Source organism: Geodermatophilus sp. SMS 5-13, assembly GCF_059428245.1.
Window position 1 is genome coordinate 1493424 of record NZ_CP165729.1, and the last position, 26993, is coordinate 1520416.

The 26993-nt window shown below is 74.1% G+C and carries 18 protein-coding genes; 12 read left to right on the forward strand and 6 right to left on the reverse strand.

From position 1 onward, the window contains the following. Positions 1 to 35: 35 nt before the first annotated feature. The 4 genes from AB3388_RS07430 to AB3388_RS07445 form a co-directional block, all read right to left on the reverse strand. Entirely contained in the window at positions 36 to 1712 is a 1677-nt protein-coding gene (locus AB3388_RS07430) for an FAD-dependent oxidoreductase (RefSeq protein WP_495410122.1), read from the reverse strand. A 139-nt stretch (positions 1713 to 1851) separates the two neighbouring features. After that, entirely contained in the window at positions 1852 to 2706 is an 855-nt protein-coding gene (locus AB3388_RS07435; protein WP_495410123.1) for an NAD(P)H-binding protein, read from the reverse strand. A 39-nt stretch (positions 2707 to 2745) separates the two neighbouring features. Then, positions 2746 to 2985 (reverse strand): hypothetical protein, encoded by a 240-nt coding sequence (locus AB3388_RS07440; protein WP_495410124.1) that lies wholly within the window; start codon positions 2983 to 2985, stop codon positions 2746 to 2748. A 130-nt stretch (positions 2986 to 3115) separates the two neighbouring features. After that, positions 3116 to 4567 (reverse strand): MFS transporter, encoded by a 1452-nt coding sequence (locus AB3388_RS07445; protein ID WP_495410125.1) that lies wholly within the window; start codon positions 4565 to 4567, stop codon positions 3116 to 3118. A 116-nt stretch (positions 4568 to 4683) separates the two neighbouring features. On the opposite strand from AB3388_RS07445, the gene AB3388_RS07450 reads away from it, so the two are divergent. Then, entirely contained in the window at positions 4684 to 5337 is a 654-nt protein-coding gene (locus AB3388_RS07450) for a TetR/AcrR family transcriptional regulator (protein WP_495410126.1), read from the forward strand. 42 nt (positions 5338 to 5379) lie between these two features. Here AB3388_RS07450 and AB3388_RS07455 read toward each other — a convergent pair whose 3' ends face one another. Next, positions 5380 to 5568, reverse strand: a complete 189-nt coding sequence (locus AB3388_RS07455; protein ID WP_495410127.1) for a hypothetical protein — start codon at positions 5566 to 5568, stop codon at positions 5380 to 5382. A gap of 169 nt (positions 5569 to 5737) precedes the next feature. Between AB3388_RS07455 and ftsH the strand changes: the two genes are divergently transcribed. The 9 genes from ftsH (at position 5738) to helR (ending at position 19731) form a co-directional block, all read left to right on the forward strand. Beyond that, on the forward strand, positions 5738 to 7813 hold the full coding sequence (ftsH, locus tag AB3388_RS07460) for an ATP-dependent zinc metalloprotease FtsH (protein WP_495410128.1): 2076 nt from the start codon (positions 5738 to 5740) through the stop codon (positions 7811 to 7813). 15 nt (positions 7814 to 7828) lie between these two features. Then, the gene (gnd, locus tag AB3388_RS07465) at positions 7829 to 8875 is read left to right on the forward strand and encodes a phosphogluconate dehydrogenase (NAD(+)-dependent, decarboxylating) (RefSeq protein WP_495410129.1); all 1047 of its coding nucleotides are present in this window, start codon (positions 7829 to 7831) and stop codon (positions 8873 to 8875) included. 81 nt (positions 8876 to 8956) lie between these two features. Next, complete coding sequence (locus AB3388_RS07470; RefSeq protein ID WP_495410130.1) at positions 8957 to 9913, forward strand: redoxin family protein; 957 nt, start codon at positions 8957 to 8959, stop codon at positions 9911 to 9913. A gap of 39 nt (positions 9914 to 9952) precedes the next feature. Continuing rightward, complete coding sequence (locus AB3388_RS07475) at positions 9953 to 11206, forward strand: epoxide hydrolase family protein (RefSeq protein WP_495410131.1); 1254 nt, start codon at positions 9953 to 9955, stop codon at positions 11204 to 11206. 22 nt (positions 11207 to 11228) lie between these two features. Next, a complete protein-coding gene (locus AB3388_RS07480) occupies positions 11229 to 11741 on the forward strand; it encodes a hypothetical protein (RefSeq protein ID WP_495410132.1) in 513 nt (170 codons plus the stop codon). Positions 11742 to 11774: 33 nt separating this feature from the next. Beyond that, positions 11775 to 12761 (forward strand): transaldolase family protein, encoded by a 987-nt coding sequence (locus tag AB3388_RS07485; protein ID WP_495410133.1) that lies wholly within the window; start codon positions 11775 to 11777, stop codon positions 12759 to 12761. 57 nt (positions 12762 to 12818) lie between these two features. Next, positions 12819 to 15590, forward strand: a complete 2772-nt coding sequence (locus AB3388_RS07490) for a helix-turn-helix transcriptional regulator (RefSeq protein ID WP_495410134.1) — start codon at positions 12819 to 12821, stop codon at positions 15588 to 15590. A gap of 64 nt (positions 15591 to 15654) precedes the next feature. Then, a complete protein-coding gene (locus tag AB3388_RS07495; RefSeq protein WP_495410135.1) occupies positions 15655 to 17427 on the forward strand; it encodes an AMP-binding protein in 1773 nt (590 codons plus the stop codon). 144 nt (positions 17428 to 17571) lie between these two features. Further along, positions 17572 to 19731, forward strand: coding sequence for an RNA polymerase recycling motor ATPase HelR (gene helR / locus AB3388_RS07500; protein ID WP_495410136.1), 2160 nt, complete (start codon positions 17572 to 17574; stop codon positions 19729 to 19731). 84 nt (positions 19732 to 19815) lie between these two features. Here helR and AB3388_RS07505 read toward each other — a convergent pair whose 3' ends face one another. Beyond that, positions 19816 to 21894: a SpoIIE family protein phosphatase gene (locus AB3388_RS07505; RefSeq protein ID WP_495410137.1), complete on the reverse strand. Its 2079-nt coding sequence runs from the start codon at positions 21892 to 21894 to the stop codon at positions 19816 to 19818. A gap of 88 nt (positions 21895 to 21982) precedes the next feature. On the opposite strand from AB3388_RS07505, the gene AB3388_RS07510 reads away from it, so the two are divergent. Both AB3388_RS07510 and AB3388_RS07515 read left to right on the forward strand, forming a co-directional pair. After that, positions 21983 to 26434, forward strand: coding sequence for a HAMP domain-containing protein (locus AB3388_RS07510; RefSeq protein WP_495410138.1), 4452 nt, complete (start codon positions 21983 to 21985; stop codon positions 26432 to 26434). Further along, positions 26431 to 26982 carry a response regulator gene (locus AB3388_RS07515; RefSeq protein ID WP_495410139.1) on the forward strand — a complete coding sequence of 184 codons (552 nt, stop codon included), beginning with the start codon at positions 26431 to 26433 and terminating at the stop codon, positions 26980 to 26982. The genes AB3388_RS07510 and AB3388_RS07515 overlap by 4 nt, the downstream gene beginning before the upstream one ends. Positions 26983 to 26993: the final 11 nt, after the last annotated feature.

The following is a 26993-nucleotide window of genomic DNA, read 5'->3' on the forward strand; positions in this document are numbered from 1 at the left end:
GGTCGCTCGCACCCGGGGAAGTCACCGGTCCGCTGCTACCCGACAGGTACGAGCGCGAGGTGCACCGATCGGATCGCGCTGGCGCCCTCGCCCACGGCGGCGGCGACCCGCTTCATCGAGGTCGACCGCACGTCACCGACGGCGAAGACGCCCGGCACGCTGGTCTCGTAGGTCAGCGGGGCGCGACCGAGCAGCTCCCACGCCGCGCCCAGATCCTCGCCGGTGAGGTCGCGGTCGGTCCGGATGAACCCGTCCTCGTCGACCGCGACGCCGGTGAGCCAGTCGGTCGCCGGCCGGGCGCCGATGAAGCAGAACAAGCCGTGACAGTCCCGCTCGACCGCGACCCCCGACGAGGACGTCAACGTGACCCCGCGCAGCCTGTCGTCGCCGTGCAGGGCAGTCACCTGCGTGGACGTGTGTACCGCGACCGCCGGGTGGGCGAGCACCCGGTCGACCAGATAGCGCGACATCCCGGCCGTCAGGTCGGGCCCCCGGACGACGAGGTCCACCGGGCTGTGGTTGGCCAGGAACAGCGAGGCCTGCCCCGCCGAGTTGGCGCCGCCGACGACGGCGACGCGCTGCCCGGCACAGGCCCGCGCCTCGATCTCGGTCGCGGCGTAGTAGATGCCGGCGCCCTCGTAGTCCGACCAGCGCTCGAGCGGGAGGGTGCGATAGCGGGCGCCGGTGGCGATGACGACGGCGCGCGTGTGCAGCACCTCGCCGTTCGACAGGGTCACGTGCAGGTGGCCGTCCGCGCAGTCCAGGGCGACTGCCTCGCACGGGCTGGAGACCTGGGCGCCGAACTTGTTCGCCTGCGCGAGGGCGCGCGAGGTCAGCTCGGTCCCGCTCACACCAGCCGGGAAGCCCAGGTAGTTCTCGATGCGCGGGCTGGCGGCCGCCTGGCCGCCCACCGCGACCCTGTCGACGAGCATGGTGCGCAGCCCCTCCGACACGCCGTAGACGGCGGCGGCCAGGCCGGCGGGCCCGCCGCCCACGACGACGACGTCGAAGTCGTGCCGGTCACCCGCGCGGAGCGCCAGCCCGAGGTGGTCGGCGACGTCGCCCACCGTGGCGCGGCGCAGGATCGCGGTCGGCGTGATCACCGCGGGCAGGTCCGCCACGGCGATGCCCGCGGCGCGGGCCAGTGCCTGCCCGGCCGGGTCGTCGACGTCGAGCCACGTGTGCGGGAGCTCCTGCCGCGAGGCCCACGTGCGCAGCGCGTGCGTCCCCGGCGACAGCTGGCTGCCGAGGATCTCGAGGCTCCGGGCGCCGGCGCCGCTCCGCAGCGTCTCCCGCCGGGCGAGCAGGGCGCGCAGCACGACGTCGGACACGTCGGCGTCCTCGGCCATGAGCTCGCGGAACCGGTCCGGCGGGATCCGGTGGACGACGCCGGCCGTCCGGGCCCGGGCCGTCACGATCGCCGTCTGCCCCGTCAGCAGGTTGAGCTCACCCAGGAAGTGCCCCGGTCCCCAGGTGGCGATGAGGGCTTCGGGGACGTCGGGCATCGCAGGGCGGACGGCGTCGACCTCGCCGTCCTCGATGACGATGAAGTCGAAGCCCCGGTCGCCGGCGCGGTAGAGCACCTCACCCGCGGTCGTGGCGTGGCGCGTCCCGCGCCGTGCCACCGCGGCGAGCTGCTCGCCGGTCAGCCGGAGGAACTGCGGGCGCGCAGGTGCGTCGGGGTCCGGCGGGGTGCGCAGGTTCGTCGCCATGGAGACCGCCCTCCGGGGGGCACGTCGTCATCCGTCCGCCTCGCCCCTCGGACCCACCGTCGCTCCCGGTGAGGCCGCGTCGCGCCCGTCGGAATCCCTGGTCCCGGCGCCGTGACCGCCGGAGCCCGGCCGGTTCGGCTCATCCGGTGAAGCGGTCGAGATGGCGGGTGGCCCAGTCGCGGAAGGACGCCGGCGGCCGGCCGACGACCTCGGTGACGGTCGGAAGGACGTCGGTGCCTTCGTCGCCGTCGAGGGTCCGGCGGAGGACGGCGTCGACCAGGGCGTCGGGCATGCCGCCGCGGATCATCCCGGCCCGCACGTCGGCGGGCGCCGGTTCCACCGCGTGCAGCGGGCGGTGCAGCAGGGCGCCGAGCACGGCGAGCTCCTGCGCGGGGGTGAGCGCCCCCGGGCCGGTCAGGCGGTACGCGGCGCCGCGGTGCGCGTCGTCCGTGAGCGCGGCGGCGGCCACGGCGGCGATGTCGGCCGGGTCGATGGAGGCGGCACGGCGGGAGGCGAACGGGATGGTGATCGTGTCGCTGCTGCGGACCTGCGGAGCCCACTGCAGGGCGTTGGACATGAACCGGCCCGGCCGCAGCAACGTCCACGTCATGCCACTGCCGGTGACGGCGTCCTCGATGCGGCGCCACCAGCCGGCGATGACGTCGCCGCCCTCGCCTCCGCTGTGGACCGACAGCAGCACGACGTGGCGGACACCGGCCCCCTCGGCCGCGTGCACCAGCCGCGGGACGTGCGTGGGCGGCGAGTCCGCGCCGATGGCTTGTGCGGACATGAGGAAGGCTCGGTCGACGCCGTCGACCGCGGCGGCCAGACCGGCCGGGTCGTCGGCGTCCCCGGCGACGGCGTGCACCCCGGGCGGCGCGGCGTACCGGTCCGGCCGGCGGGTCATGGCCCGCACGTCGTGGCCGGCCGCGGCGAGCTCGGCGACCAGCTCGGCGCCGACGTGGCCGGTGGCACCGGTGACGAGAATCGCCAAGGTCGTCTCCCTTCCAGAGCGGGGAACCAAGTCGGCGGGTCATGGACGCGGCTGGTGGCGGGCCAGCCGCGCCGCTGCCCGGCCGACGACGAGGAATCCGGAGAACCGGCCGATCGGGATCAGCCAGGCTGCCGGCTCGGCGACCAGGCACAGCGGGGCGAGCAGTCCGGCGGCCGCGGAGCCGAGCGCGGCATCGGCGAGCGCAGGGGCGAGCAGCCCGCGGCGGCGGCCGGCCGGCCCGACGGCGCCGACGAGGAGGCCGTAGCCGACCCCGTGCACCCGTTCCGGTGCGGAGCCGGGGCGCGGACAGGGCGCGTCGGACCAGACGTTGCCCGCGATGACGCCGGCGAGGAGGTGACCGCGGAGGTGATCCCGGACAGCGCTGCGCGGTCGGTCACCGGGTCGCCTCTCACCGGAGGGTCCCGCTGGTGGGCCGGGGGCTGCGGATGAGCGCGGCAGCGACGGCGGCCGCGGTGAGCAGGGCGACCGCCGAAACGGTGGTCGCGGTGGTGAACCCGTGCACGAGGGCGGCAGCGGAGGGGCCGTGCGCCGTCGCGTAGCGGGCTGTGGCCGCGACGGCGACGGTGTTGAGCACCGCCGTCCCGACCGAGCCGCCGACCTGCGTGGCGGTGTTGACGACCGCCGCGGCGACTCCCGCGTGCCGCGGGTCGACGCCGCTGGTCGCGACGCTGATCGCCGGCGTCATGACCAACCCCATGCCGGTGCCGAGCAGCAGCTCGGCCGGGAGGACGACGCTCAGGTAGCGGGAGGACGGCGCGAGCGTCGTCAGGACGGCGAGTCCGGCCGCGGCGAGCACGAGGCCGGGCACGATGAGGGCGCGCGGGGCCACCCGCGGGAGCAGCCGGCTGCCGAGGCCGTAGGCGCTGGCCGAGACGGCGACGGAGAGCGGCAGGAACGCCACCCCGGCCCGCACCGGGCTCCAGCCCAGGACGACCTGGAAGTGGTAGGTCAGCACCAGGAACATGCCGAAGGCGCCGACGACGGCGACGGCGGCCGAGAGGTAGGCGCCGGCCCGCGACCGGTCGGTGAGCAGCCACAGCGGCAGCAGCGGCCGGGCCGAGCGGGCCTGCCGCCGCAGGAAGGCCGCGACGGCGAGGACGCCGAGCGCGGCGGGAACGAGCAGCCGCGGTGACGACCAGCCGTCCCTGGCAGCCTGCGAGCAGGCCAGGACGGCGGCGGCCACGCCGACGGTGACCAGCAGGCCGGAGGCGACGTCGACGCGCGTCGCCGGCTGGCCGTCCCGGGCCGGGAGCACCGCCCGGCCGGCCAGGAAGGCCGACCCGGCGATGCCGACGTTCACGAACAGGCACCAGCGCCAGCCGGCGAACTCGGTGAGCGCGCCGCCGAGCAGCAGCCCGACCGCGGCGCCGCTGGAGGCCACCGCGCCGTAGACGCCGAAGGCCCGGGCCCGCTCCCGCGGCGTCGTGAACGTGACCGCGATCAGGGAGAGCGCCGTCGGGGTGAGCACCGCGGCGAATGCGCCCTGCGCGGCCCGGCCGGCGACGAGCCAGCCGAAGCCGGGGGCGAGCCCCGCGAGGGCGGAGGCGAGCGCGAACCCGGCCAGGCCGCCGAGGAAGGCCCGGCGCCGTCCGACCCGGTCGGCGATCCGGCCGCCGAGCAGCAGGAGGCCGGCGAGGGTGCAGGTGTAGGCGGTGACGACCCACTGCCGGGCGTCGTCGGCGAAGCCGAGATCGGCCTGCGCCGAGGGCAGCGCCATGTTCACGATGGTCGCGTCGAGCGCGACCATCAGCTGGGCGACGGCGATGACCGCCAGGGCCCGCCAGCGGAGGTCGGTGGTGGTGCGGGCCGCGTCGTGCGGCGTGGTCGTCGGCATGGGCATGGCGCCCCTCGCGAGAAGCAAGTGGAGGAAAGTCCTCCGATCCAGCATGCACCCCGAGGGGTGGCGGAGGGAAGGGAATCGGAGAGATTCTCTCCGTTTCTTGCTAGCGTGGGGAGGTGGCGCGCACGGTGGTGAACGAGGGCGGCCTCCGGGCCGACGCCCGACGCAATCAGGAGCAGGTGCTGGCCGCCGCGCGACAGGCGTTCGTGGAGGCCGGCCCCGGGGTGGCGCTGGAGGACGTGGCGCGGCGGGCCGGCGTCGGCATCGCGACGCTGTACCGCCGGTTCGGCGATCGCGAGGGCCTCCTCCGGGCAGTGGTGCTCGCCGCCCTCGAGGACTCCCGGACCGAGGCCGAGGCGGCCCTCGCGGCGTCGGGCGAGGGCGCCGACGGGCTCGAGGCGCTGGCGCGGTACATGCACGCCGTCCTCGATCTGCGGGTGTCGGCCGTTGTTCCGCTGGCCCTGGACCGGCTCGACCTGGAAGACCCCGAGATCGTGCCGGTCCGGGAGGCGTCGGCGGCGGCCATGGAGCGCCTCATCGAGGCCGCGCACCACGACGGCAGCCTGCCGCGACAGGTGGGCTTCGCCGACATCGGCACGCTGCTGGTACGGCTGTCCCGTCCGCTCCCGGGCCGGGTGCCGACGGCGCTGGACGACCAGCTCGCGCACCGCCACCTCGACCTGGCACTGGCCGGGATGCGCAGCGACCCGGAGGTGCTGCTGGAGGAGGGGTTGTCCCGCCGGGAGCTGCGAGCTGCACGCGGCCGCTGACGCACCCGCGCTCATCGAACGCGAGGACGCCGCCGTCGCGCGTCAGCGAAGCACGGACTCCATGTGCTGCCGGGCATCGGCGGCCGCCTGCTCGGGGGTGCGCTGCTGCTCGCGGGCCACGATGTAGGCGGCGTAGAAGTCCCACCAGTGGTGCGGCGGCGCGGTCGGCTCGTACTGGCCGTGGTGCTCCTCCGCCTCGCGCAGCAAGGCGGCCAGCTCCGGAACGTCCATGATCGGTTCCCCTCGGGCCGTCGTCCCCGTGGCCGACCACTCTCGCGCAGGCGATGCCGGGTCGCACCAGGGTCTTTCCCTGGGGCGAAGGAGCCGGGGGAGGCGGGAGCGTGACCGGTGCCGGTGCCGGCCGGTGCCGATCCCTCTCGCGCACGGAGGAGTCCTGACCGTGGACGTGGACGAGCCCCGGCGCACGCCGGACACCGGTGGGAGCTCACGACCGGGCTTCTGGGACCGGTTGCGCGGCCGGACGGGGGACGAGCGCGACCGTCGTCCGGCCCCGTGGCGGGTGGAGGGCATGCCGGACAAAGCCGCCGCGTCGAACCCTCCGCCGCGCCGCGGCGGCTTCTGGTGGCTGTTGCTGGCCGCGCTGGCGATCAACTGGGTCCTCGCGTCGATCTTCATGGGGCCGGCCGAGCGGACCGACGTCTCCTACACCTTCTTCACCGACCAGCTGAACGCGAGCAACGTCGAGACGGTCACGTCGACGGCGGACACCATCCAGGGCGAGTTCAAGAAGTCGGTGGACTACCCGCCGGGGTCGCAGGACCCGACCGCCGTCGACCGGTTCACCACGCAGCGGCCGTCGTTCGCGACCGACGACCTGCTCGGGACGCTGGAGGACAGGAACGTCACGGTCAACGCCGAGAACCCGGACGCGCCCCCTCCGCTGTGGCGGCAACTGCTCGTCGGCTTCGGCCCGACCCTGCTGTTCATCGGCCTGCTGTTCCTGTTCCTCCGGCGGAGCGCGTCGGGACTCGGCGGGCTCGGTGGGTTCGGCAAGTCCAAGGCCACCCTCTACCAGCCGGACGCGGGAGCCCGGACGACGTTCGCCGACGTCGCCGGCATCGACGAGGTGCAGCACGAGGTGCGGGAGATCGTCGACTTCCTCCGGGACCCGCAGCGCTACACCCGGCTCGGCGCCCGGATCCCGCACGGCGTGCTGCTCTCCGGGCCGCCCGGCACCGGCAAGACGCTGCTCGCCCGGGCCGTCGCCGGGGAGGCCGAGGTGCCGTTCTTCTCGATCGCCGCGTCCGAGTTCATCGAGGCGATCGTCGGGGTCGGCGCGAGCCGGGTCCGCGACCTGTTCGATCAGGCCAAGAAGGTCGCGCCGTCGATCATCTTCATCGACGAGCTCGACGCCATCGGCCGGGCGCGCGGCGGCACGTTCTCCGCCGGCGGGGTCGACGAACGGGAGCAGACGCTCAACCAGATCCTCACCGAGATGGACGGGTTCGAGGGCAACGAGGGCGTCGTCGTCCTGGCCGCCACCAACCGGGCGGAGATCCTGGACCCGGCCCTGCTGCGGCCGGGCCGCTTCGACCGCCGGGTCAGCGTCAGCCCGCCCGACCTCGACGGCCGGCTGAAGATCCTGCAGGTCCACACCCGGACGGTGCCGCTCGCGCCCGAGGTGGACCTCGTCGCGATCGCTGCCGCGACACCCGGCATGGTCGGGGCCGACCTCGCCAACCTGGTCAACGAGGCGGCGCTGGCGGCCGCCCAGCACGGCCACGACCGGGTCACCGGCACCGACTTCGGCGAGGCGCTGGAGAAGATCCTGCTCGGCACCGTGCGGGGCATCGTGCTCTCGCCCGAGGAGAAGCTGAGCACCGCCTACCACGAGTCCGGGCACGCCCTGCTCGGCATGCTCACCCCCGGGGCGGACCCGGTGCGGCGCGTGACGATCATCCCGCGCGGCCAGGCGCTGGGCGTCACCCTGCAGACCCCGCAGATGGACCGTTACGGCTACTCGGAGAAGTACCTCCGCGGCCGCATCACCGGGGCGCTCGGCGGGCGCGCCGCCGAGGACATCGTCTACGGCGACGTCACGACCGGTGCCGAGAGCGACCTGGACCAGGCCACCCGGCTGGCCCGCCAGATGGTCGGCCGGTGGGGGATGTCCCCGGCCGTCGGGCCGGTGTCGGTGCTGCCGCCGCCGGGGGAGGAGCAGCCCTTCGGCGTCGACGGCGTCGCGCCGGCGACCAAGGAGCTCGTCGACGCGGAGGTCCGGCGCCTGGTGGACGAGTGCTACGCCCAGGCGGTCGAGACCCTGCGCGGCAACCGCGAGCGGCTCGACCGGCTGGCCCACACGCTGCTGGAACGCGAGACGCTCGGCGAGGACGAGGCATACGCCGCCGCCGGCATCCCCCGGGAGACCGCCCCGGCTGCCGTCGCCCGCGGGGAGACGCCCGGCAGCACCCGTGCGCCCGGCCTGCCCCCGGCCGACGCCGTGCCGGCGCGCTGAACGGGGGCGGTCGCAGTGCAGCTGGGCATGGTGGGGCTGGGCCGCATGGGGGCCAACCTCGTGCGGCGGCTGATGCGCGACGGGCACGACTGCGTCGTCCACGACGTCGACCCCGGCGCCGTCCGTGCGCTGGCGCGGGAGGGGGCCACCGGGGCGGAGTCCCTGGCCGACCTGGTCGCCGGGCTGGCCCGGCCGCGCGCGGTGTGGGTCATGGTGCCGGCCGGGGAGATCACCGGGACGGCGGTCGCCGCGCTGGCCGACCACCTCGAGCCGGACGACGTGGTCATCGACGGCGGCAACTCCTACTACCGCGACGACATCGCCCGCGCCGGGGCCCTGGCCGGCCGGGGGATCCACTACGTCGACGTCGGGACCAGCGGGGGCGTGTGGGGCCTGGAACGCGGGTTCTGCCTGATGATCGGCGGCGACGACGCGGTCGTGGCGCGGCTGCGGCCGATCTTCGCCTCGATCGCGCCGGGCCTCGCCGCGGCGGAGCGCACCCCCGGCCGGGAGGGGGAGCCCGCCGACGCCGAGCTCGGCTTCCTGCACTGCGGACCGACCGGGGCCGGCCACTTCGTGAAGATGGTCCACAACGGCATCGAGTACGGGCTCATGGCCGCCTACGCCGAGGGCCTGAACATCCTGAAGAACGCCGACGTCGGGCTGCGGGGCAGGGCGGCCGACGCCGAGACGGCGCCGCTCGAGCATCCCGAGTTCTACCGCTACCGGCTGGCGATCGAGGACGTCGCCGAGGTCTGGCGGCGCGGCAGCGTGATCCAGTCCTGGCTGCTCGACCTGGCCGCGACGGCGCTGTTCCAGTCCCCGGGTCTGGAGGAGTTCGCCGGGCGGGTGTCGGATTCCGGCGAGGGCCGGTGGACCGCGATCGCCGCCGTGGAGGCCGGCGTGCCGGCGCCCACCCTCACCTCCGCGCTGTTCTCCCGGTTCGGCTCGCGCGACCTGGACCTGTTCGCCCACCAGGTGCTCTCGGCCATGCGCAAGGGCTTCGGCGGCCACGCCGAGAAGCCGGACCGGGTCGACGACGCGGGCGCCGTCCACCCCTGAGCGCGGGCCCGGGTGTCCAGGGACGGGCCAGGGTGTTCGACGGGTGCGACCCCCCGGCGGTGAGGACGAGCGTTCGGAGCCATGACCACCCTGTTCCGGCACGTGCACATGCCGCCCTTCGACGGGGCGACCGCGTGGCTCAACTCCGAGCCGCTCGATCCCGCGGGGCTGCGCGGCCGCGTCGTCCTCGTGGACTTCTGGACGCTGACCTGCATCAACTGGTTGCGCACGGAGCCGTACGTCCGTGCCTGGTCGCAGGCCTACCGGGACGACGGCCTGGTGGTGATCGGGGTGCACACGCCGGAGTTCGCGTTCGAGCACGACGTCGACCTCGTGCGGGAGGCGACGGCGGAGCGGGGGATCGACTACCCGGTCGCGGTCGACAACGACTACGGGGTGTGGCGCGCCTTCGACAACCACTACTGGCCGGCGGAGTACTTCGTCGACCGGGAGGGCGTCATCCGCGACTCGCACTTCGGCGAGGGGCGCTACGAGAAGTCCGAACGCCTGCTCCAGCGGCTGCTCGGGATCGACCGGCAGCCCGTCGCCGTCACCGGGGCCGGGCCGGAGGCGGAGGCCGACTGGGACCACCTCGGGACGCCGGAGACCTATCTCGGCTACGAGCGCAGCGAGCGCTTCTCGTCCCCGGAGGGCGCCGCCTTCGAGGAACCCCGCGCGTACACGCTGCCGGAGCACCTGCACCGCAACTCCTGGGCGCTCGCGGGGGAGTGGACGATCGAGGGCGAGGACGTCGCGCTCGAGCGGGCCGGCGGCAGCATCGCCTTCCGCTTCTCCGCGCGCGACGCGCATCTCGTGCTGTCCCCGGGCACGCGCGAGCCGGTCCCCTTCCGCGTCCTGCTCGACGGCGAGGCCCCCGGGAGATCGCACGGCGTGGACGTCGACGAGCAGGGCGACGGCGTGCTCCGGCACGGCCGCATGTACCAGCTCGTGCGCCAGACCGACCCCGTCCGCGAACGGACCGTCGAGATCACCTTCCACGAGCCCGGCGCGCGGGCTCACGTCTTCACGTTCGGCTGACCCCGCTGCCCGCACGGACCGACCGCCAGGAGGCATCCGATGTCCGTACCGACCCAGCCCACGGCGTCCGGCACCACCGTCGGGGCGGTGCCGGAGCCCCGCACCGCCCCGGAGGCGGAGCGGACGGCGATCCGCCCGTTCGAGGTGCACGTCCCCGAGGAGCAGCTCGTCGAGCTGCGCCGCCGGGTCGCCGCGGCGCGCCTGCCCGGCAAGGAGCTGGTCGACGACCGGTCGCAGGGCGTGCAGCTGGCGACGATCGAGGAGCTCGCCCGCTACTGGTCGACCGACTACGACTGGCGGCGCTGCGAGGCGAAGCTGAACGCGCTGCCGCAGTTCGTCACCGAGATCGACGGGGTGGACGTCCACTTCCTCCACGCGCGGTCCCGGCACGAGAACGCGCTGCCGCTGATCATGACCCACGGCTGGCCCGGCTCGGTGGTCGAGCTGCTGGAGACCGTCGGGCCGCTGACCGACCCGGAGGCGCACGGCGGCCGTGCCGAGGACGCGTTCCACCTCGTGCTGCCGTCCATTCCCGGCTACGGCTTCTCGGGCGAGCCCGGGGAGATCGGCTGGGGGCCCGGCCGGACCGCGCGGGCGTGGGCGGTGCTCATGCGGCGCCTCGGCCACGACCGCTACGTCGCCCAGGGCGGGGACGTCGGGGCCTCGATCACCGACGCCATGGGCCGCCAGGCGCCGGAGGGGCTGATCGGCATCCACATCAACCTGCTCGTGACGGTGCTGGCCGGCCCACAGTCGTCGGACACCGAGGCCGAACGCGCGGCGCTCGCCGCCATCCAGACGTTCCGGACCAGTGGCTTCGGCTACTTCCTGGAGCAGGCCACGCGGCCGCAGACGATCGGCTACGCGCTGCTGGACTCCCCGGTCGCGCTGGCCGCCTGGATGCTCGACCACGACACCGACGCGTACTACAAGATCTCCCGCGCCTTCGTCGACGGGCAGCCGTCGGGCAACCTCACCCGGGACCACGTCCTCGACAACATCTCGACCTACTGGCTCACCGGCACCGGTGCATCGGCCGCCCGGTCGTACTGGGAGAGCGGGCGCGAGCAGGCTCTCGCGGCCGGCCAGGCGCGTCCGCCGGTCTCGGTCCCGGTCGGCTTCACGACGTTCCCCGGTGAGATCTGGCGGACGCCGCGCAGCTGGGCCGAGAAGTCCTACCCCACCCTCAGCTACTTCAACGAGGTCGACCGGGGTGGCCACTTCGCCGCCTGGGAGGAGCCGGAGCTGTTCGCGAGCGAGGTCCGCGCGGCGTTCCGGCCACTGCGCTCGTGACCGCCCGCGGAGCGGAGACCCGATGCACCCCCACGAGTCGCTGCACGAGTGGCTGGCCGGGCTGGTCGGCCACCGGCAGCCCGTCCGGTTCGAACCGAGCCGCGACCCCACGCTGATCGCGTTCGCCGCGCTGTTCGCCGCGTCGGGGCTGTCGGCGTTCGCGGCGAACAAGCGGCTCCGGCTGGACGCGTACGCGCTGCTCTACGACTGCTGGACCGAGTCGACCCGGGAGCCCGGCGACCCCGCGGAGGTGTTCACCGTCGCGTGGACGCCGACCCGGCAGGGGAGCGATCCGCTGACCGGCTTCCGCACCGGCGAGGACTCGATCCTGCTCGGCACGGCGCCGCCGGCCGCGATGCCGCAGGACGAGCGCACGGAGGCGCTCCTGCTGCTGGTCACGAGCCCGTTCGTCCACCTGTTGGCGGAGGCGGGGGGTCCGTCGCCCGTCGTCCGGGGGGTCGTGGACACCGGCGGCGACGAGTACCGCTTCCTGGCGCTGCTCGACGCCGGCGTGCCGAGCGAGCCCACCGCGTGAGGCCGCACCTCCGTCGTCGCGCGAGGAGAGCTCGTGAGTGCGCTGCAGCGGCCGACCGGGGCCGGCGTCGCGCGGTGGCTCGACGGGCTCGACCGGGGCTCGCCGGCCGGCGGTGAGCTCACCCGTCTGATCGCGGAGCGGTCGATCACCGGGGCGATCGCGAGCCCGGCCGTCGGTGCGTCGCCGGCCGACGTCCGGCCGGCCTGCGACGAGCTGCGTCCGGTGTTCGACGCGACCGGTGGCGCCGACGGGTTCGTGTCGATCGGCCTGGCTGCAGGCCTCGCGGACGACGTCGGTGCCACCGTGGCGGCCGCCCGCTCCCTGATCGGACTGGTCGGCCGGCCCAACGTGATGGTCGGGATCGCGGCCACCGACCGCGGGGTCGGGGCGCTCACGGCCTGCCTCGCCCAGGGGATCAGCGTGCACGCCGCCGCGGTCTGCGGGCTGCGCCGCTACGCCCAGGTCGTCGACGCGTTCATGGACGGCCTGGAGAGCCTGCGCCTGGCCGGCGGCGACGTGCACGGCGTCGCCTCGGTCGCCTCCCTGCCGATCGCCGCGGTCGACGCCGAGGTGGCGCGGCGCACCGCGGACCACCCCGCCGCCGCGCTCCTGGCCGGCCGGGTCGGCGTGGCGCAGGCGCGCCTCGTCCACGGCCTGTTCGCGCTGTCGCTGCGGCTGCCCCGGTGGTGGGGGCTGGTCGCGGCCGGCGCACGACCGCAGCGGCTGGTCTGGGTGCTCACGCCCGGCGGAGCCGGCTCGCTGCCGGTGGCTGAGTACGTCGGGAGGCTGACCGTCGACGGCGTGGTCCTCGCCCTCCCGGCGGCGACCTGGGGTGATCTCGCGGCCGCCTCGTCCAGCGGTTGGGCGCTGGACGAGGCGGCGGCCCGCGGGGTGCTGGACGGGCTGGCCGCGGCGGGCGTCGACGAGGAGGAGCTGGCGGTGTCCGTCGAGCGGGACGCCGTCCGCACGGCCGCGGCGGCCCATCCGCCACGAGCCCCGGCGGGCACAACTGCTCTTTGACGGTGTCCGCAGCCGGTGGAAGCCTGGCGGCGCGCCAACTCGTCAGGCGGGCAAGCGATGTCGGATCCGCGATCGTGGCCGGAGTTGCGGGGGCGGCGGCGGGAGTGCGACACGTTGAGCAACGTGGTCGCCCGGGTGCGCGCGGGCCGGAGCCAGGCGCTCGTGCTGCGCGGCGACGCCGGGATCGGCAAGACGGCGCTGCTCGAGTTCCTGGTCGGCCTGGCGGCCGGCTGCCGGATCGCGCGCGCGGCGGGCGTCGAGTCGGAGATGGAGCTGGCCTACGCGAGCCTGCACCAGCTGTGCAGCCCCTTCCTGGACCGGGCGGGCGCCCTGCCCGAGCCGCAGCGCGCCGCGCTCGGCACGGCGTTCGGCCTGCAGTCGGGCGGCGGCCCGGACCGGTTCCTGCTCGGGCTGGCGGTGCTGTCGCTGCTCCGCGCGGTGGCCGAGGACGAGCCGCTGATCTGCGTGGTGGACGACGCGCAGTGGCTGGACCGCGCGTCGGCGCAGACGCTGGAGTTCGTCGCCCGCCGGCTGGGCGCGGAGCCGGTCGCCGTGGTGTTCGCCGTCCGCGGGTCGGGGGAGGAGCCCGCGCCGGCGGCCGGCCTGCCGGAGCTCGTGGTACGCGGGCTGAGCCGGGGCGACGCCGCCGCGCTGCTCGAGTCGGCGGTGCCCTGGCCGCTCGACCAGCGGGTCCGCAACCGCGTCCTCGACGAGGCCCACGGCAACCCGCTGGCGCTGCTGGAGCTGCCGCGGGGGCTGACCGCGGCGGAGCTGGCCTTCGGGAGCAGCGAGGCGAGCGGCACGACGTCCCTGATCGGCCGGCTCCAGCAGGGCTTCGTGCGGCAGCTGCGGCTGCTCCCCGAGCAGTCCCGGACCCTGCTCCTGGTGGCGGCCGCGGAACCGGTCGGCGACGTCACCGTGCTGTGGCGCGCGGCGCAGCGGCTGGGCATCGGGACCGAGGCCGCGACGGCCGCCGAGACCGCCGGCTTCGTGGAGCTCGACGACGGGGTCCGCTTCCGCCATCCGCTGGTCCGCTCGGCGGTCTACCACTCGGCGACCCCGGCCGAGCGCCGGCAGGCGCACCGGGCCATCGCCGACGTCACCGACCCCGCCCTCGACCCGGACCGCCGCGTCTGGCACCGCGCCCGGGCGGTGGTGGGCACCGACGAGACGGTCGCCGCCGAGCTGGAACGGGCGGCGGACCGCGCTCTCGCGCAGGGCGGCCTCGCCGCGGCGGCCGCCTTCCTCGGCGCGGCGGCCGCGCTGACGCCGACGCGGGCCCGGCGGGTGCGCCGCTCCATCGACGCCGCGCAGGCCAAGGCGACGGCCGGTGCGTTCGAGGACGCGCTGGCCCTGCTGTCGGTCGCGGAGGGGGGACCGCTGGGCGAGGCCGAGCAGGCACGGATCGACCTGCTGCGTGCCGAGATCGCCTACACCTCGACCCACGGCGAGGAGGCCGTCGCGCTGCTGATGGCCGCCGCGCGCCGGCTGGCACCGCTGGACGGGCGGCTCTCCCGGGAGACCTACCTGGACGCGCTGTCCGCCGCCGTGTCCGCCGGGCGCCTGGCCCCCGGTGGCGGGGTGCGGCAGGTGGCACGGGCGGCGCGCGCCGTGCCGAGGCCCGGGTCCCCGGGCAAGGCGGACCTGCTGCTGGAGGGGCTCGCCGTGCTCTACACCGACGGGTACGCGGCCGCCGCTCCCACGCTGCGCGGCGCGGTCCGGGCGTTCGCCGGTGAGCAGATGACCCTGGACCAGGCGCTGCGCAGCGGCTGGGTCCCGACGGCGGTGGCCGCCGACCTGTGGGACGACGGGCTCTGGGCGGCGCTGAGCCGGCAGCACCTCGACGTCGCGCGCCGGGCGGGTGCCCTCAACGTGCTGCCCCTCGCGCTCACCAACCGGGCCGTGTTCGCCGTCCACACCGGGGACCTGGCCGGCGCCGCCGCCCTGATCGCGGAGCGGCAGTGGCTGGCCGAGGTGACCGAGGGGGAACCGCGGCTGACCCCCATGCCCGAGGCGTGGCTCGCCGCCGTGCGGGGGCAGGACGACCTCGCCGAGTCGCTGATCGGGGACACCCTGCAGGAGGCGTCCGTCCGCGGCTTCGGGACGACGCTGACGATGATGCAGTGCGCGCGTGCCGTGCTCTTCAACGGCCGCGGTCGCTACGAGGACGCCGTGGCCGCGGCCCGCGAGGCGACGGCGGATCCGCTCGAACTCGGGCCGGCGAAGTGGGCGCTCGCCGAGCTCGTGGAGGCGGCCGTGCACGCCGGGCAGCCGGACGTGGCGGCGGCCGCGTTCGAGCCGCTGGCCGCGATGACCCGGGCCGGCGGCACCGACTGGGCGCTGGGGGTGGCGGCCGCGCGGGGCGCGCTGCTCCGCGAGGACGACGGCGCCGAGGACCTGCACCGGGAGGGCATCGACCGGCTCGCCCGCACCGGGATGCGCGTCGAGCTGGCCCGGGCCGAGCTCCGCTACGGGGAGTGGCTGCGCCGGCGGGGCCGCCGCGTCGACGCCCGGATCCGGCTGCGCGCCGCGTACGAGTCGCTCACCGCGATGGGGGTCGAGGCGTTCGCGGACCGGGCGCGGCGCGAGCTGCTGGCCACGGGGGAGACGGTCAGCAGGCGCAGCGTGGAGGCGCTCGGCGAGCTGACCCCGCAGGAGGCCCGCATCGCGCAGCTGGCCGCGGACGGGCTCACCAACCCGGAGATCGCGGGCCGGCTCTACCTCAGCCCGCGGACCGTCGAGTGGCACCTCCGCAAGGTCTTCACCAAGCGGGGGGTCAGCACGCGTCGGCAGCTGCGGCGAGCGCTGCACGACGTCCGCGACCGCTGACCGCCTGGTCACGCCGTGCGCGGCGGGTGAGACTGGGGCCCCCTCAGCCAGGAGGTGACCGGCGATGTCCACGTTTGCGGTCCCGCGCATCGAGGCCGAGTCGCGTCCGGACGGGCGGCTGCTGCTGCGCTCGGCCGAGCCACTCGGCGAGCACCCGGTGGGCGTCGTCCACTCGTTCCGCGCGGGCAGCGAGGCGCATCCCGACCGGCTGCTGGTCGCCGAGCGGGGTGGGGACTGGGCTCGCTCCACCTGGGGCGAGGTCCGGGAGAAGGCCGACCGGCTGGCGCAGGGGCTGCTCGACCGCGGGCTGGCCGACCGTCCGGTGCTGGTGCTGTCGGGCAACAGCCGGCTGCACCTGGTCGTCACCCTGGCCGCGATGACCGTGGGGGCGCCGGTCGTGCCGACCAGCGTCGCCTACTCGCTGCAGAGCGCCGACCACGCCAAGCTGCGGGCGATGGCGGAGCTGGTCGAGCCCGGCGTGGTGGTGGCCGAGGACGCGTCCCATGCCGCAGCGGTCGACGCCGTGCGCGCCGACCGGGTGGTGCTCAGCCGGGACGGCGACGTCCCCGGCTCCGTGCCGCTCGCCGGGTTCGGGTCCGCTCCGACGGCCGAGGTGGACCGGCGCTGCGCCGCGCTGGAGCGCACCGGCGTCGCGAAGATCCTGTTCACCTCCGGCTCGACCGCCGCCCCCAAGGGCGTGCTCACTACGCACGGGATGCTCAGCGCGAACCAGCAGCAGATGCTGCAGGCCTGGCCGTTCCTCGCCGAGGAGCCGCCGGTGCTGCTGGACTGGCTGCCCTGGAGCCACACGTTCGGCGGCAACTTCTGCCTCGGCATGGTGCTCACCCACGGCGGTTCGCTGTGGATCGACGACGGGCGGCCCGCACCGGCGCTGGTCGGGCGGACCGTGCGCAACCTCGCCGACGTCTCGCCGACCGTCTACTTCAACGTGCCGGCCGGCTGGGCGACGCTCGTGCCGCACCTCGAGCGCGACCCGGCGGCCGCGGCGGCGTTCTTCGACCGGCTGCGGATCGGCTTCTTCGCCGGCGCGGCGCTGCCCCAGCAGCTGTGGGACCGGATCGAGAAGCTCACCGCCGACACCGGCGCGCGCATGCAGATGACCACCGCCTGGGGGCTGACCGAGACGTCACCGGCCGCGACCGCGGCGCACTTCGCGATCACCCGCAGCGACGTGCTCGGGGTGCCGCTGCCCGGCGTGGAGCTGGCGCTGGTCCCGGTGGGGGACAAGACCGAGGTGAGGGTCCGGGGCGCGAACGTGACCCCGGGCTACCACCGCCGTCCCGACCTGACCGCGGCCGCCTTCGACGAGCACGGCTTCTTCCGCACCGGGGACGCCGTGGTGCCGGCCGACCCCGAGGACCCGGCGGCCGGGCTGCTGTTCCGCGGCCGCATCGCCGAGGACTTCAAGCTGGCCACGGGCACCTTCGTCAGCGTCGGCACGCTGCGACCGAAGCTGCTCTCGGCCGCGCAGGGGCTGCTCACCGACGCGGTGATCTGCGGCCAGGACGGCGACTGCGTGACGGCGATGGTGTGGCTGCACCCCGACGCCGCGGGGCGCATCGACGCCGACGGCGTCCCGTCGGACTCCCTGCGCGCGGACCTCGTGGCCGCCCTGCAGCGCCTCGCAGCGGAGGGCGGCGGCTCCTCGCAGTGCGTCGAGCGGCTGCTGGTCCTGACCGAGCCGCCGCACCTGGACGCCGGCGAGATCACCGACAAGGGCTACGTCAACCAGGGGGCCGTCCGGGACCGCCGCGCCGACCTGGTCGCGCTGCTCACCGCCGAGCCGCCGCCGGCGCGGGTCGTCGTCCGCACCTGAGGCCGGACACAGAAGTGGGAAAGGAGATATCTCCTTTCCCACTTCAACGTATAGCGCGTGGGGGGACTTGCGGCAAGACCCCGGTGGGGTCGCAGAATCGCCGTCCGATCCGGCAATGTCGCACTTCAGATCAGAGCGGACGACGTGAATTCCCTCAGCACCAGCGCGTTCCTCCTTCCCGACAACCTCGCCGCCAAGGCCGACCCGGCGCTGATCGCCGACGACGAGCGGCACTTCGCGGCCATCGCGGAGAGCCTCGGGCAGACCATCGCCGACCTGACCGACCGTCTCGACGCCGAGCGCAAGGCGCCCGGCGGCATCGGCCAGGAGGCACTCGACCGGGACCTGGAGATCCACCGGCTGACCGCGCGGCTGCGCCTGCTGCGCCGCTACGGGCTGGACCTGTGCCTGGGGCAGATGGTCGGGGAGGACGACGGCGAGCCCGTGTACATCGGCCGGCTCGGCCTCACCGACAGCACCGGTCGCCGGCTGCTCGTGGACTGGCGCTCACCCCTGGCCGAGCCGTTCTTCGGCGCGACGCACGGCAACCCGATGGGCCTGGCCAGCCGCCGCCGGTACCGCTGGACCCACGGCCGGATCACCGACTACTGGGACGAGGTGTTCACCCCCGACGGTTTCTCGGGGCACGCCGCCGCGCTCGACGACCAGTCCGCGTTCATCGCGAGCCTCGGTGGGAACCGTTCGGCGCGGATGCGCGACGTGCTCGGCACGATCGCGGCCGACCAGGACGCGATCATCCGCGCGGAGTCCGGCGGTCCGCTCGTCGTCGACGGCGGTCCGGGGACGGGGAAGACCGTCGTGGCGCTGCACCGCACCGCGTACCTGCTCTACGCCGACTCGCGCATCGGTCACCACCGGGGCGGCGTGCTGTTCGTCGGTCCGCACCAGCCGTACCTGTCCTACGTCGGCGACGTCCTGCCCAGCCTCGGCGAGGAGGGCGTGCAGACCGTCACCCTGCGGGATCTCGTGCCCGAGGGCGCCGCCGCCGGGGTCGAGACCGACCCGGAGGTGGCGCGGCTGAAGTCGTCCGCCGACCTGGTGGGGGCGATCGAGGCGGCGGTGCGGTTCTACGAGGAGCCGCCGTCTCGCGGGATGACGGTGGAGACGCCGTGGTCGGAGCTCCGGCTCACCGCCGACGACTGGGCCGAGGCGTTCGAGGCGGCGGACCCCGGCACGCCGCACAACGAGGCCCGCGACCAGGTCTGGGAGCACCTGCTCACGATCCTTCTCGACCAGCATTCGGACGACGACGTCCCGCCCGGCCGGCTCCGTCGGGCGCTGGCGCAGAACCGGGAGCTCGTGGCGGCCTTCAACCGGGCGTGGCCGCTGCTGGAGGCCGTTGATCTCGTGGGCGACCTGTGGTCGGTACCGGCCTACCTGCGGAAGTGCGCGCCGTGGCTGAGCTCTTCCGACGTGCTCGCGCTGCAGCGCACCGAGCCATCCGCGTGGACGGTGTCCGACCTGCCGCTGCTGGACGCGGCGCGGCAGCGGCTGGGCGACCCGGAGACGTCCCGGCGCCGCCGGCGGCACGAGGCCGTCGTCGCTGCTGAGCACGAGCGCATGTCGAGCGTGATCGACGAGCTGATCGCGACCGACGACTCCGAGCTGCTGCTGATGACGACCCTGCGCCATCAGGACCTGCGGGACGCCCTGATCGACGAGGCCGCGCTGCCCACCGCGGACCCGGACCTGCTCGCCGGTCCGTTCGCGCACATCGTGGTGGACGAGGCGCAGGAGCTGACCGACGCGGAGTGGCAGATGCTGCTGCTCCGGTGCCCGTCGGGGAGCTTCACGATCGTGGGGGACCGGGCGCAGGCGCGGCACGGGTTCACGGAGTCGTGGCAGGAACGGCTGGAGCGGGTGGGGCTGTCCTCCGTGCGCCTGGCCTCGCTGAGCATCAACTACCGGACGCCGTCCGAGGTGATGGCGGAGGCGGAGCCGGTCATCCGGGCCGTGCTGCCGGACGCCAACGTGCCGACGTCGATCCGTTCGAGCGGCATTCCCGTGATCTACGGATCCGTGTCGGAGCTGCAGTCGGGCCTGGACGCCTGGCTCGCCGAGCACGCCGAGGGGGAGGGGATCGCCTGCGTCATCGGCGACCCGACGTTCCGGGCGACGTCGCGCGTCCGGTCGCTGACCCCGGAGACGGTGAAGGGGCTCGAGTTCGACCTCGTCGTCCTCGTCGACCCCGAGGAGTTCGGCGAGGGGATCGAAGGCGCGGTCGACCGCTACGTCGCGATGACCCGGGCGACCCAGCAACTCGTCGTCCTCACGAGTTCCTGACGTCAGCCGGCACCCGGTTGTGCTGCGCTGCCTCGAGGCCCGCGGGCGACGGCCGATCGTGGTGGCGAGAGCCGTTCGGCTTGTCTAGCGATCAGCGCAGACGGCGAGCAGGGCCATGTCGTCGCTGCGGACGCCGGGGGCGAATCGCTGCACGGCCTCGCGCACGGTCGCCACGAGCCGCGCGGCACCCGTCCCGGATGCGGCGACGGCCGCCTCGAGCAGCCGTTTCTCGTCGAACTGCTCGGGGCCGCGCCGGCACTCGGTGATCCCGTCGGTGTAGAGCAACAGCGCATCGCCAGCGTCCAGCTGGTGCCGGGTGCAGTGCAGGTCGACGGTCTCGACCAGACCCAGTGCGGTGCCGAACCGGCCGATCAGCTCGGTGGTGCCGTCGGCACGGACCACGACCGGTTGGGCATGCCCGGCCAGCACCAGCTCCACGGTGACCGCGGACCGCCCGTGGTTGCTCGTCCGGCTCAGCATCACCGCCGCGAGCGTGCAGAACTGCTGCGGGTCGGCCGCCTGCACCATGACGTCGTTGAGCATCTCGATCGCCCGAACCAGCGGGCGGCCCTCGCGCACGAGCGCCCGCAGCACATCGCGGACCAGACCGGTGCGGGCCGCCGCCCGGGCGCCCTTGCCGCACACGTCGCCGATGGTGACGAGCCACCGATCGGGGGCCACCTCGACCACATCGTAGAAGTCGCCGCCGACGTCCGCCCCGGTACTCGCGGGCAGGTATTCCGCGGCGAACTCGATCTGCGGCACCTGCGGCAGGACGCGGGGCAGCAGGGCGGCCTGCAGCGCCTGCGACACCCGCACGTGCTCACCGACGGTCTGGGCGTTGTTGATCGCCAGCGCGGCGCGACGGGCTATGTCGTCGATCAGCAGCAGATCCTCGGGGGTGTGCGCGCGGCCGGCGGGGCGCCCCACCAGCAGCACCCCGGTCGAGGCGCCGGAGGCCCGCAGCGGGACCGCGATACCTTCCCCGGGGTCGGAGAACCAGGACGGCGCGGCACCCTGGTGAGCCGCAGCGAGGCGGGCCCGCAGCTGCGGCGGCGGACCTGGCACGGCGTCGGGGTCGACCACCGCGCGCAGCTCAGGCAGCCGGTCCTCGTCGGCGTGCGCGATCGCGGCCAGGCGCAACCGTCGTGACGGCTGGGGCAGCAGCACGGCGCACCACGAGCCCAGCCGCGGCACCACCAGTTGCGGCAGGAGCGTGACCGTCAGGTCGAGGTCGAGGGACTGGCTGAGCAGTTCGCTGGCCTCGGCCAGGTAGGTCGTCCAGGCCTGGCGGCGCTGGTCAACCTCGTGGAGCCATTGCGACTCGGCGGTGATGGCGACCCGCCCGGCGATCAGCTCGGTCAGCTCGCGGGCGCGTGTGACGTCGGCGCCCTCGTGCAGGAGGAGCCGGATGGCGCCCTGCAGGCCGGTCGTGGTCGGTAGCGGCACGTCGAGAACGCTCTCGGGCGCGATAGGGCCGTCGGGCCGGGGGGCACCGGCGCGCGCCAGCTCGCTGGGCCCGGAGCCGTCGCCGCGGTCGACCTCCACGACGACGGTCGCGGCGTCGACCATGTCCCGCAGCCGGCCCACCAGCTCCCGGACGAGGTCGACGGGGTCGAGGCGACGAGCCAGGGACGCCGGCACGTGCAGCAGCCAGCGGGCTTGCTCGGCCGCAGACCAGCTGCGCTCGTGTTGGGGTGCCGGGGCCGGCGCCGGCTCGGCGACGGATGCTGGTCGCCGGGCGAGGGTGAACCACACGGTGTGCCGGCCGTCGCTGTCGTGCCGCGTGCCCCAGGTCGTGGCCAGCCGAGTGACCAGCAGGAGGCCGCGACCGTGGGTGGCGGCGCGCCCGTAGCGCTGGCGCGGCTCGGCGAGGTGTAGTTCCAGCACGCCCGGGCTGCGGTCGGTGACGGACACGGTGACCTCGTCGTCGCCGGCCACCACCGCCACGTCGAACGCGGTGCCGGCGTGCAGCACCGCGTTCTCGCACAATTCACTGGCCAACAGCACCGCGTCGTCGAGGAACTCCGGCGCCGCCGTGTCGTCTCCGGCCGGGCCGGCGTCCGCCACCTCCGCCAGCATGTCGTGAATAATCCGCCGGACGAGTCTGATCGAGCGGATGTCGGGCGGAAACCGCATCCGCCGCTCGAGTCGAACGGGCACGCGTGCAGTCTGCTGCAGTCGTTCCGGTGGAGCCCAAGCGGGCGGCCGTCGGCCGTCGGTCCTGATCACGCGGCAGGTGGAGGCAGTGATGACGGCGACACGGCAGGCACCAGGGGTCGTCCCCGCCGAATCCGGGACGCCCGAGGACGCTCTCGGCGCAGGGACCTCCGGCGAGGACCAGCCTTTCCTGGCCGAGCTGGCCCACGGGCTGGCACAGGTGCGTCGCGGCCGCTTCGACGTCCGCCTGGCTCGCCGCGAGGGGCCGGCGAGCGAGGTCGTCGAGCAGTTCAACGAACTGGTGGCGCTGCAGGAGCGGCACAGCCGCGACCTGCTGCGGATCAGTCGCGTCGTCGGCCGCGAGGGACGCATGTCCGAGCGGCTCGACGAGGAGTTCTACGACGGCGCGTGGGCGGGGGGCGTGCAAGCGGTGAATGCCCTCATCGACGACCTGGCCGCGCCCACCGCCGAGATCGCCCGGGTGCTCGACGCGGTCGCCGAGGGCGACCTGTCGCAGCACATGGCCCTGGAGATCGAGGGCCGCAGGCTCCGTGGCGAGTTCCGCCGCATCGGCCGCACGGTGAACAGGATGGTCGACCAGCTGTCCTCGTTCGCCGACGAGGTGACCCGCGTGGCCCGCGAGGTCGGCACGGAGGGGCGACTCGGTGGTCAGGCCGACGTCCGCGGCGTCGCGGGCACCTGGCGGGCGCTCACCGACTCGGTGAACACGATGGCGAGCAACCTCACCAACCAGGTGCGCTCGATCTCCTCGGCGGCCACCGCCATCGCCGAGGGTGACCTGTCCCGCAAGATCACCGTCTCGGCGCGGGGCGAGGTCGCCGAGCTGGCCGAGACGATCAACTCGCTGACCGACACGCTGCGGCTGTTCGCCGACGAGGTCACGCGAGTGGCCCGCGAGGTGGGCACCGAGGGCCGGCTGGGCGGGCAGGCCGTCGTCCCCGACGTGGCCGGCACCTGGAAGAACCTCACCGACGCGGTGAACCTGATGGCCGCCAACCTCACCGGGCAGGTGCGCGGCATCGCGCAGGTGGCCACCGCGGTGGCCCGCGGCGACCTGAGCCAGAAGATCACCGTCGATGCCCGCGGCGAGATCCTCGAACTCAAGTCGACCGTGAACACCATGGTCGACCAGCTGTCCTCCTTCGCCGACGAGGTGACCCGGGTGGCCCGCGAGGTGGGCATCGAGGGCCAGCTCGGCGGGCAGGCGCAGGTGCCCAACGTCTCGGGCACCTGGCGGGACCTGACCGAGAACGTCAACCAGCTCGCGTCGAACCTGACCGGGCAGGTGCGCAACATCGCGCAGGTGACCACCGCGGTGGCCCGCGGCGACCTGAGCCAGAAGATCACCGTGGACGCGCGCGGGGAGATCCTCGAACTGAAGTCGACCGTGAACACCATGGTCGACCAGCTGTCCTCGTTCGCCGACGAGGTGACCCGGGTGGCCCGCGAGGTGGGCACCGAGGGCAAGCTCGGCGGGCAGGCGCAGGTGCCCAACGTCTCGGGCACCTGGCGCAACCTCACCGACAACGTCAACTACATGGCCTTCAACCTGACCGGGCAGGTGCGCAACATCGCGCAGGTGACCACCGCGGTGGCCCGCGGCGACCTGAGCCAGAAGATCACCGTGGACGCGCGCGGGGAGATCCTCGAACTGAAGTCGACCGTGAACACCATGGTCGACCAGCTGTCCTCCTTCGCCGACGAGGTGACCCGGGTGGCCCGCGAGGTGGGCACCGACGGCAAGCTCGGCGGGCAGGCCCAGGTGCGTGGGGTGTCGGGCACCTGGCGGGACCTGACCGAGAACGTCAACCAGCTCGCGTCGAACCTGACCGGGCAGGTGCGCAACATCGCGCAGGTGACCACCGCGGTGGCCCGCGGCGACCTGAGCCAGAAGATCACCGTGGACGCGCGCGGGGAGATCCTCGAACTGAAGTCGACCGTGAACACCATGGTCGACCAGCTGTCCTCCTTCGCCGACGAGGTCACCCGGGTGGCCCGCGAGGTGGGCACCGACGGCAAGCTCGGCGGGCAGGCCCAGGTCAAGGGTGTCGCCGGGACCTGGCGGGACCTGACCGAGAGCGTCAACCAGCTCGCGTCGAACCTGACCGGGCAGGTGCGCAACATCGCGCAGGTGACCACCGCGGTCGCTCGCGGGGACCTGAGCCAGAAGATCACCGTGGATGCGCGCGGGGAGATCCTCGAACTGAAGTCGACCGTGAACACCATGGTCGACCAGCTGTCCTCCTTCGCCGACGAGGTCACCCGGGTGGCCCGCGAGGTGGGCACCGAGGGCAAGCTCGGCGGGCAGGCGCAGGTGCGTGGGGTGTCGGGCACCTGGCGGGACCTGACCGAGAGCGTCAACCAACTGGCCGGCACGCTGACCACGCAGCTGCGTGCGATCTCGGCGGTGTCGACCGCGGTGGCGCGCGGCGACCTCACCCAGCGGATCCAGGTCGCGGCGCTCGGCGAGGTCGCCGAGCTCAAGGACAACATCAACCAGATGATCGTGGCGCTGCGCGAGACCACCGCCGAGAACGCCGAGCAGGGCTGGCTGGACTCCAACCTCGCGCGGATCGGGGGGCTGCTCCAGGGCCAGCGGGACCTCCGCGACGTCGGCCAGATGATCATGGAGGAGGTCGCGCCGCTGGTCGGGGCGCAGGTCGGCACGTTCTTCCTGGCCGCCGATCCCGGTGACCTCGCCGAGGCGAGTGCCCCCGACCGCTGGGTGATGTGCGCCGGGTACGCGATCCCGGTCGAGGATCCGCCGCGGGAGTCCCGCTTCGGGGAGGGCCTGGTCGGACAGGCCGCGCTGAGCAAGCAGAGCATCGTCGTCACCGACCTGCCCCCGGGCTACCTGGACGTGCGCTCCGGGACCGGTGCCGTCGCGCCCGGCGCGATCGTCGTCCTCCCCGTCCTGTTCGAGGGCGAGTCGCTGGGGGTGATCGAGCTGGGTACGACCACGCCGTTCTCCGCCCTGCACCTGACCTTCCTGGAGCGGCTGGTCACGACGATCGGTGTCGCCCTCGCGACCATCCAGGCCGGCCGACGCACCGAGCAGCTGCTCGCCCAGTCCCAGCGGCTGACCACGGAGCTGCAGGACCAGTCGGCCGAGCTCCAGCGCACCAACGCCGAGCTGGAGGAGAAGGCGCTCCAGCTGTCCGAGCAGAACCGCAACGTCGAGCTCAAGAACATGGAGATCGACGCGGCACGGCGCGGCGTCGAGGAGAAGGCGCAGCAGCTGGCGCTGGCCAACCAGTACAAGTCCGAGTTCCTGGCCAACATGAGCCACGAGCTGCGCACCCCGCTCAACTCGCTGCTGTTGCTGTCGCGGCTGCTCGCCGACAACCAGGACTCGAACCTGACGCCGAAGCAGATCGAGTTCGCCAGCACGATCCACGCCTCCGCGTTGGACCTGCTGCACCTGATCGAGGACATCCTCGACCTCTCCAAGATCGAGGCCGGCCGGGTGGACATCGAGCCCGCCCCGGTGCTGCTCGCCGACGTGTGCGCCGACGTGGAGCAGGCATTCGGCGTCCAGGCCGAGGACAAGGGGCTGGAGCTACGCGTCGAGGCGGCGCCGGAGCTGCCCGGGTCGATCACGACCGACGCCCAGCGACTGCAGCAGATCCTGCGCAACCTCCTGGCCAACGCCATCAAGTTCACCGCGGCCGGCAGCGTCACCCTGGAGGTCGGTCTCGCTCCCTCGCGCACGCTGCACGGGGTGCCCTCCCTCGACAGCGCCCCCTCGGTCGTCACCTTCGCGGTGCGCGACACCGGGATCGGGATCCCGGGCGACAAGTTGGCGATGATCTTCGAAGCGTTTCAGCAGGCCGACGGCACCACCAGCCGCAAGTACGGCGGCACCGGACTGGGCCTGTCGATCTCCAAGGAGCTGGCCAGGCTGCTGGGCGGCAAGATCGACGTGTCGTCCGAACCGGGAGTCGGGTCCGTGTTCACGCTGCTGCTGCCGGACGAGAGCCCGGCGATCACCGCGACGGCCTCCGCCGTCCCGGCCCGACGACCGGCCGGACCGCTGCCGGACGTCGCCGAGCGTGGCGAGCCCATCCTGCGGGCCGCGCCGCCGTCGGCGGTGCATCCGGCGCCGGACCTCGCCGGAACCACGGTGCTCATCGTCGACGACGACGTGCGCAATGTCTTCGCCCTCACCAGCGCGCTGGAGCTGCACGGTCTCGAGGTCCTCTACGCCGACAACGGCCTCGACGGCATCGCCCTGCTCACCGAGCACCCGGAGGTCCGGATCGTGCTGATGGACGCGATGATGCCCGACCTCGACGGCAACGCGACCACCCGCCGCATCCGGGCGCTCCCACAGTGGCAGGACCTACCGATCGTCTTCCTGACGGCGAAGGCGATGCCGGGGGACCGGGAGTCCAGCCTGGCCGCTGGTGCCACCGACTACGTCACCAAACCCGTCGACCTCGACGAACTGCTCGCGATCATGGCGTCCTGGGTCACCGGCAACGGTCATCCGACCGCCCAGGACGACGGCGCTCCGGCATGACCACCCCGGTCCGGGTCCTCGCGGTCGACGACCGGCGGGAGAACCTGATCGCGCTGCAGGCGATCCTGGAGGGACTGCCCATCGAGGTCGTGGCGGTGATCAACGGTGAGGATGCGCTCAAGCAACTGCTCGTCAAGGACTTCGCGCTCATCCTCCTGGACGCCCGCATGCCCGGGATGGACGGCTTCGAGACCGCCAAGCACGTCAAGCAGCGGGAGCGGACCCGGCACATCCCGATCCTGTTCCTGACAGCAGCGGACTACGACCCGCACATGGCCTTCCGTGGCTACCAGGCGGGCGCGGTGGACTACATCACCAAGCCGTTCGACCCATGGGTACTGCGGTCGAAGGTGGCCGTGTTCGTCGACCTCTACCTGTTGCACGCCGAGGTCGCCGAACGCGCCGCCGAGAGGGACGCGCTACGCAAGAGCGTGGACGAGGCGTTGGAGCTGCTTGACGCCGCCGAGCCCGCCGACGCCGCCACCTCCACGCTCGTAGACCGCATGCGGGCTGTCCTCGGCGTGGTGCGCCGCGACCAATCCTGGTAGCCCTTGCTTCT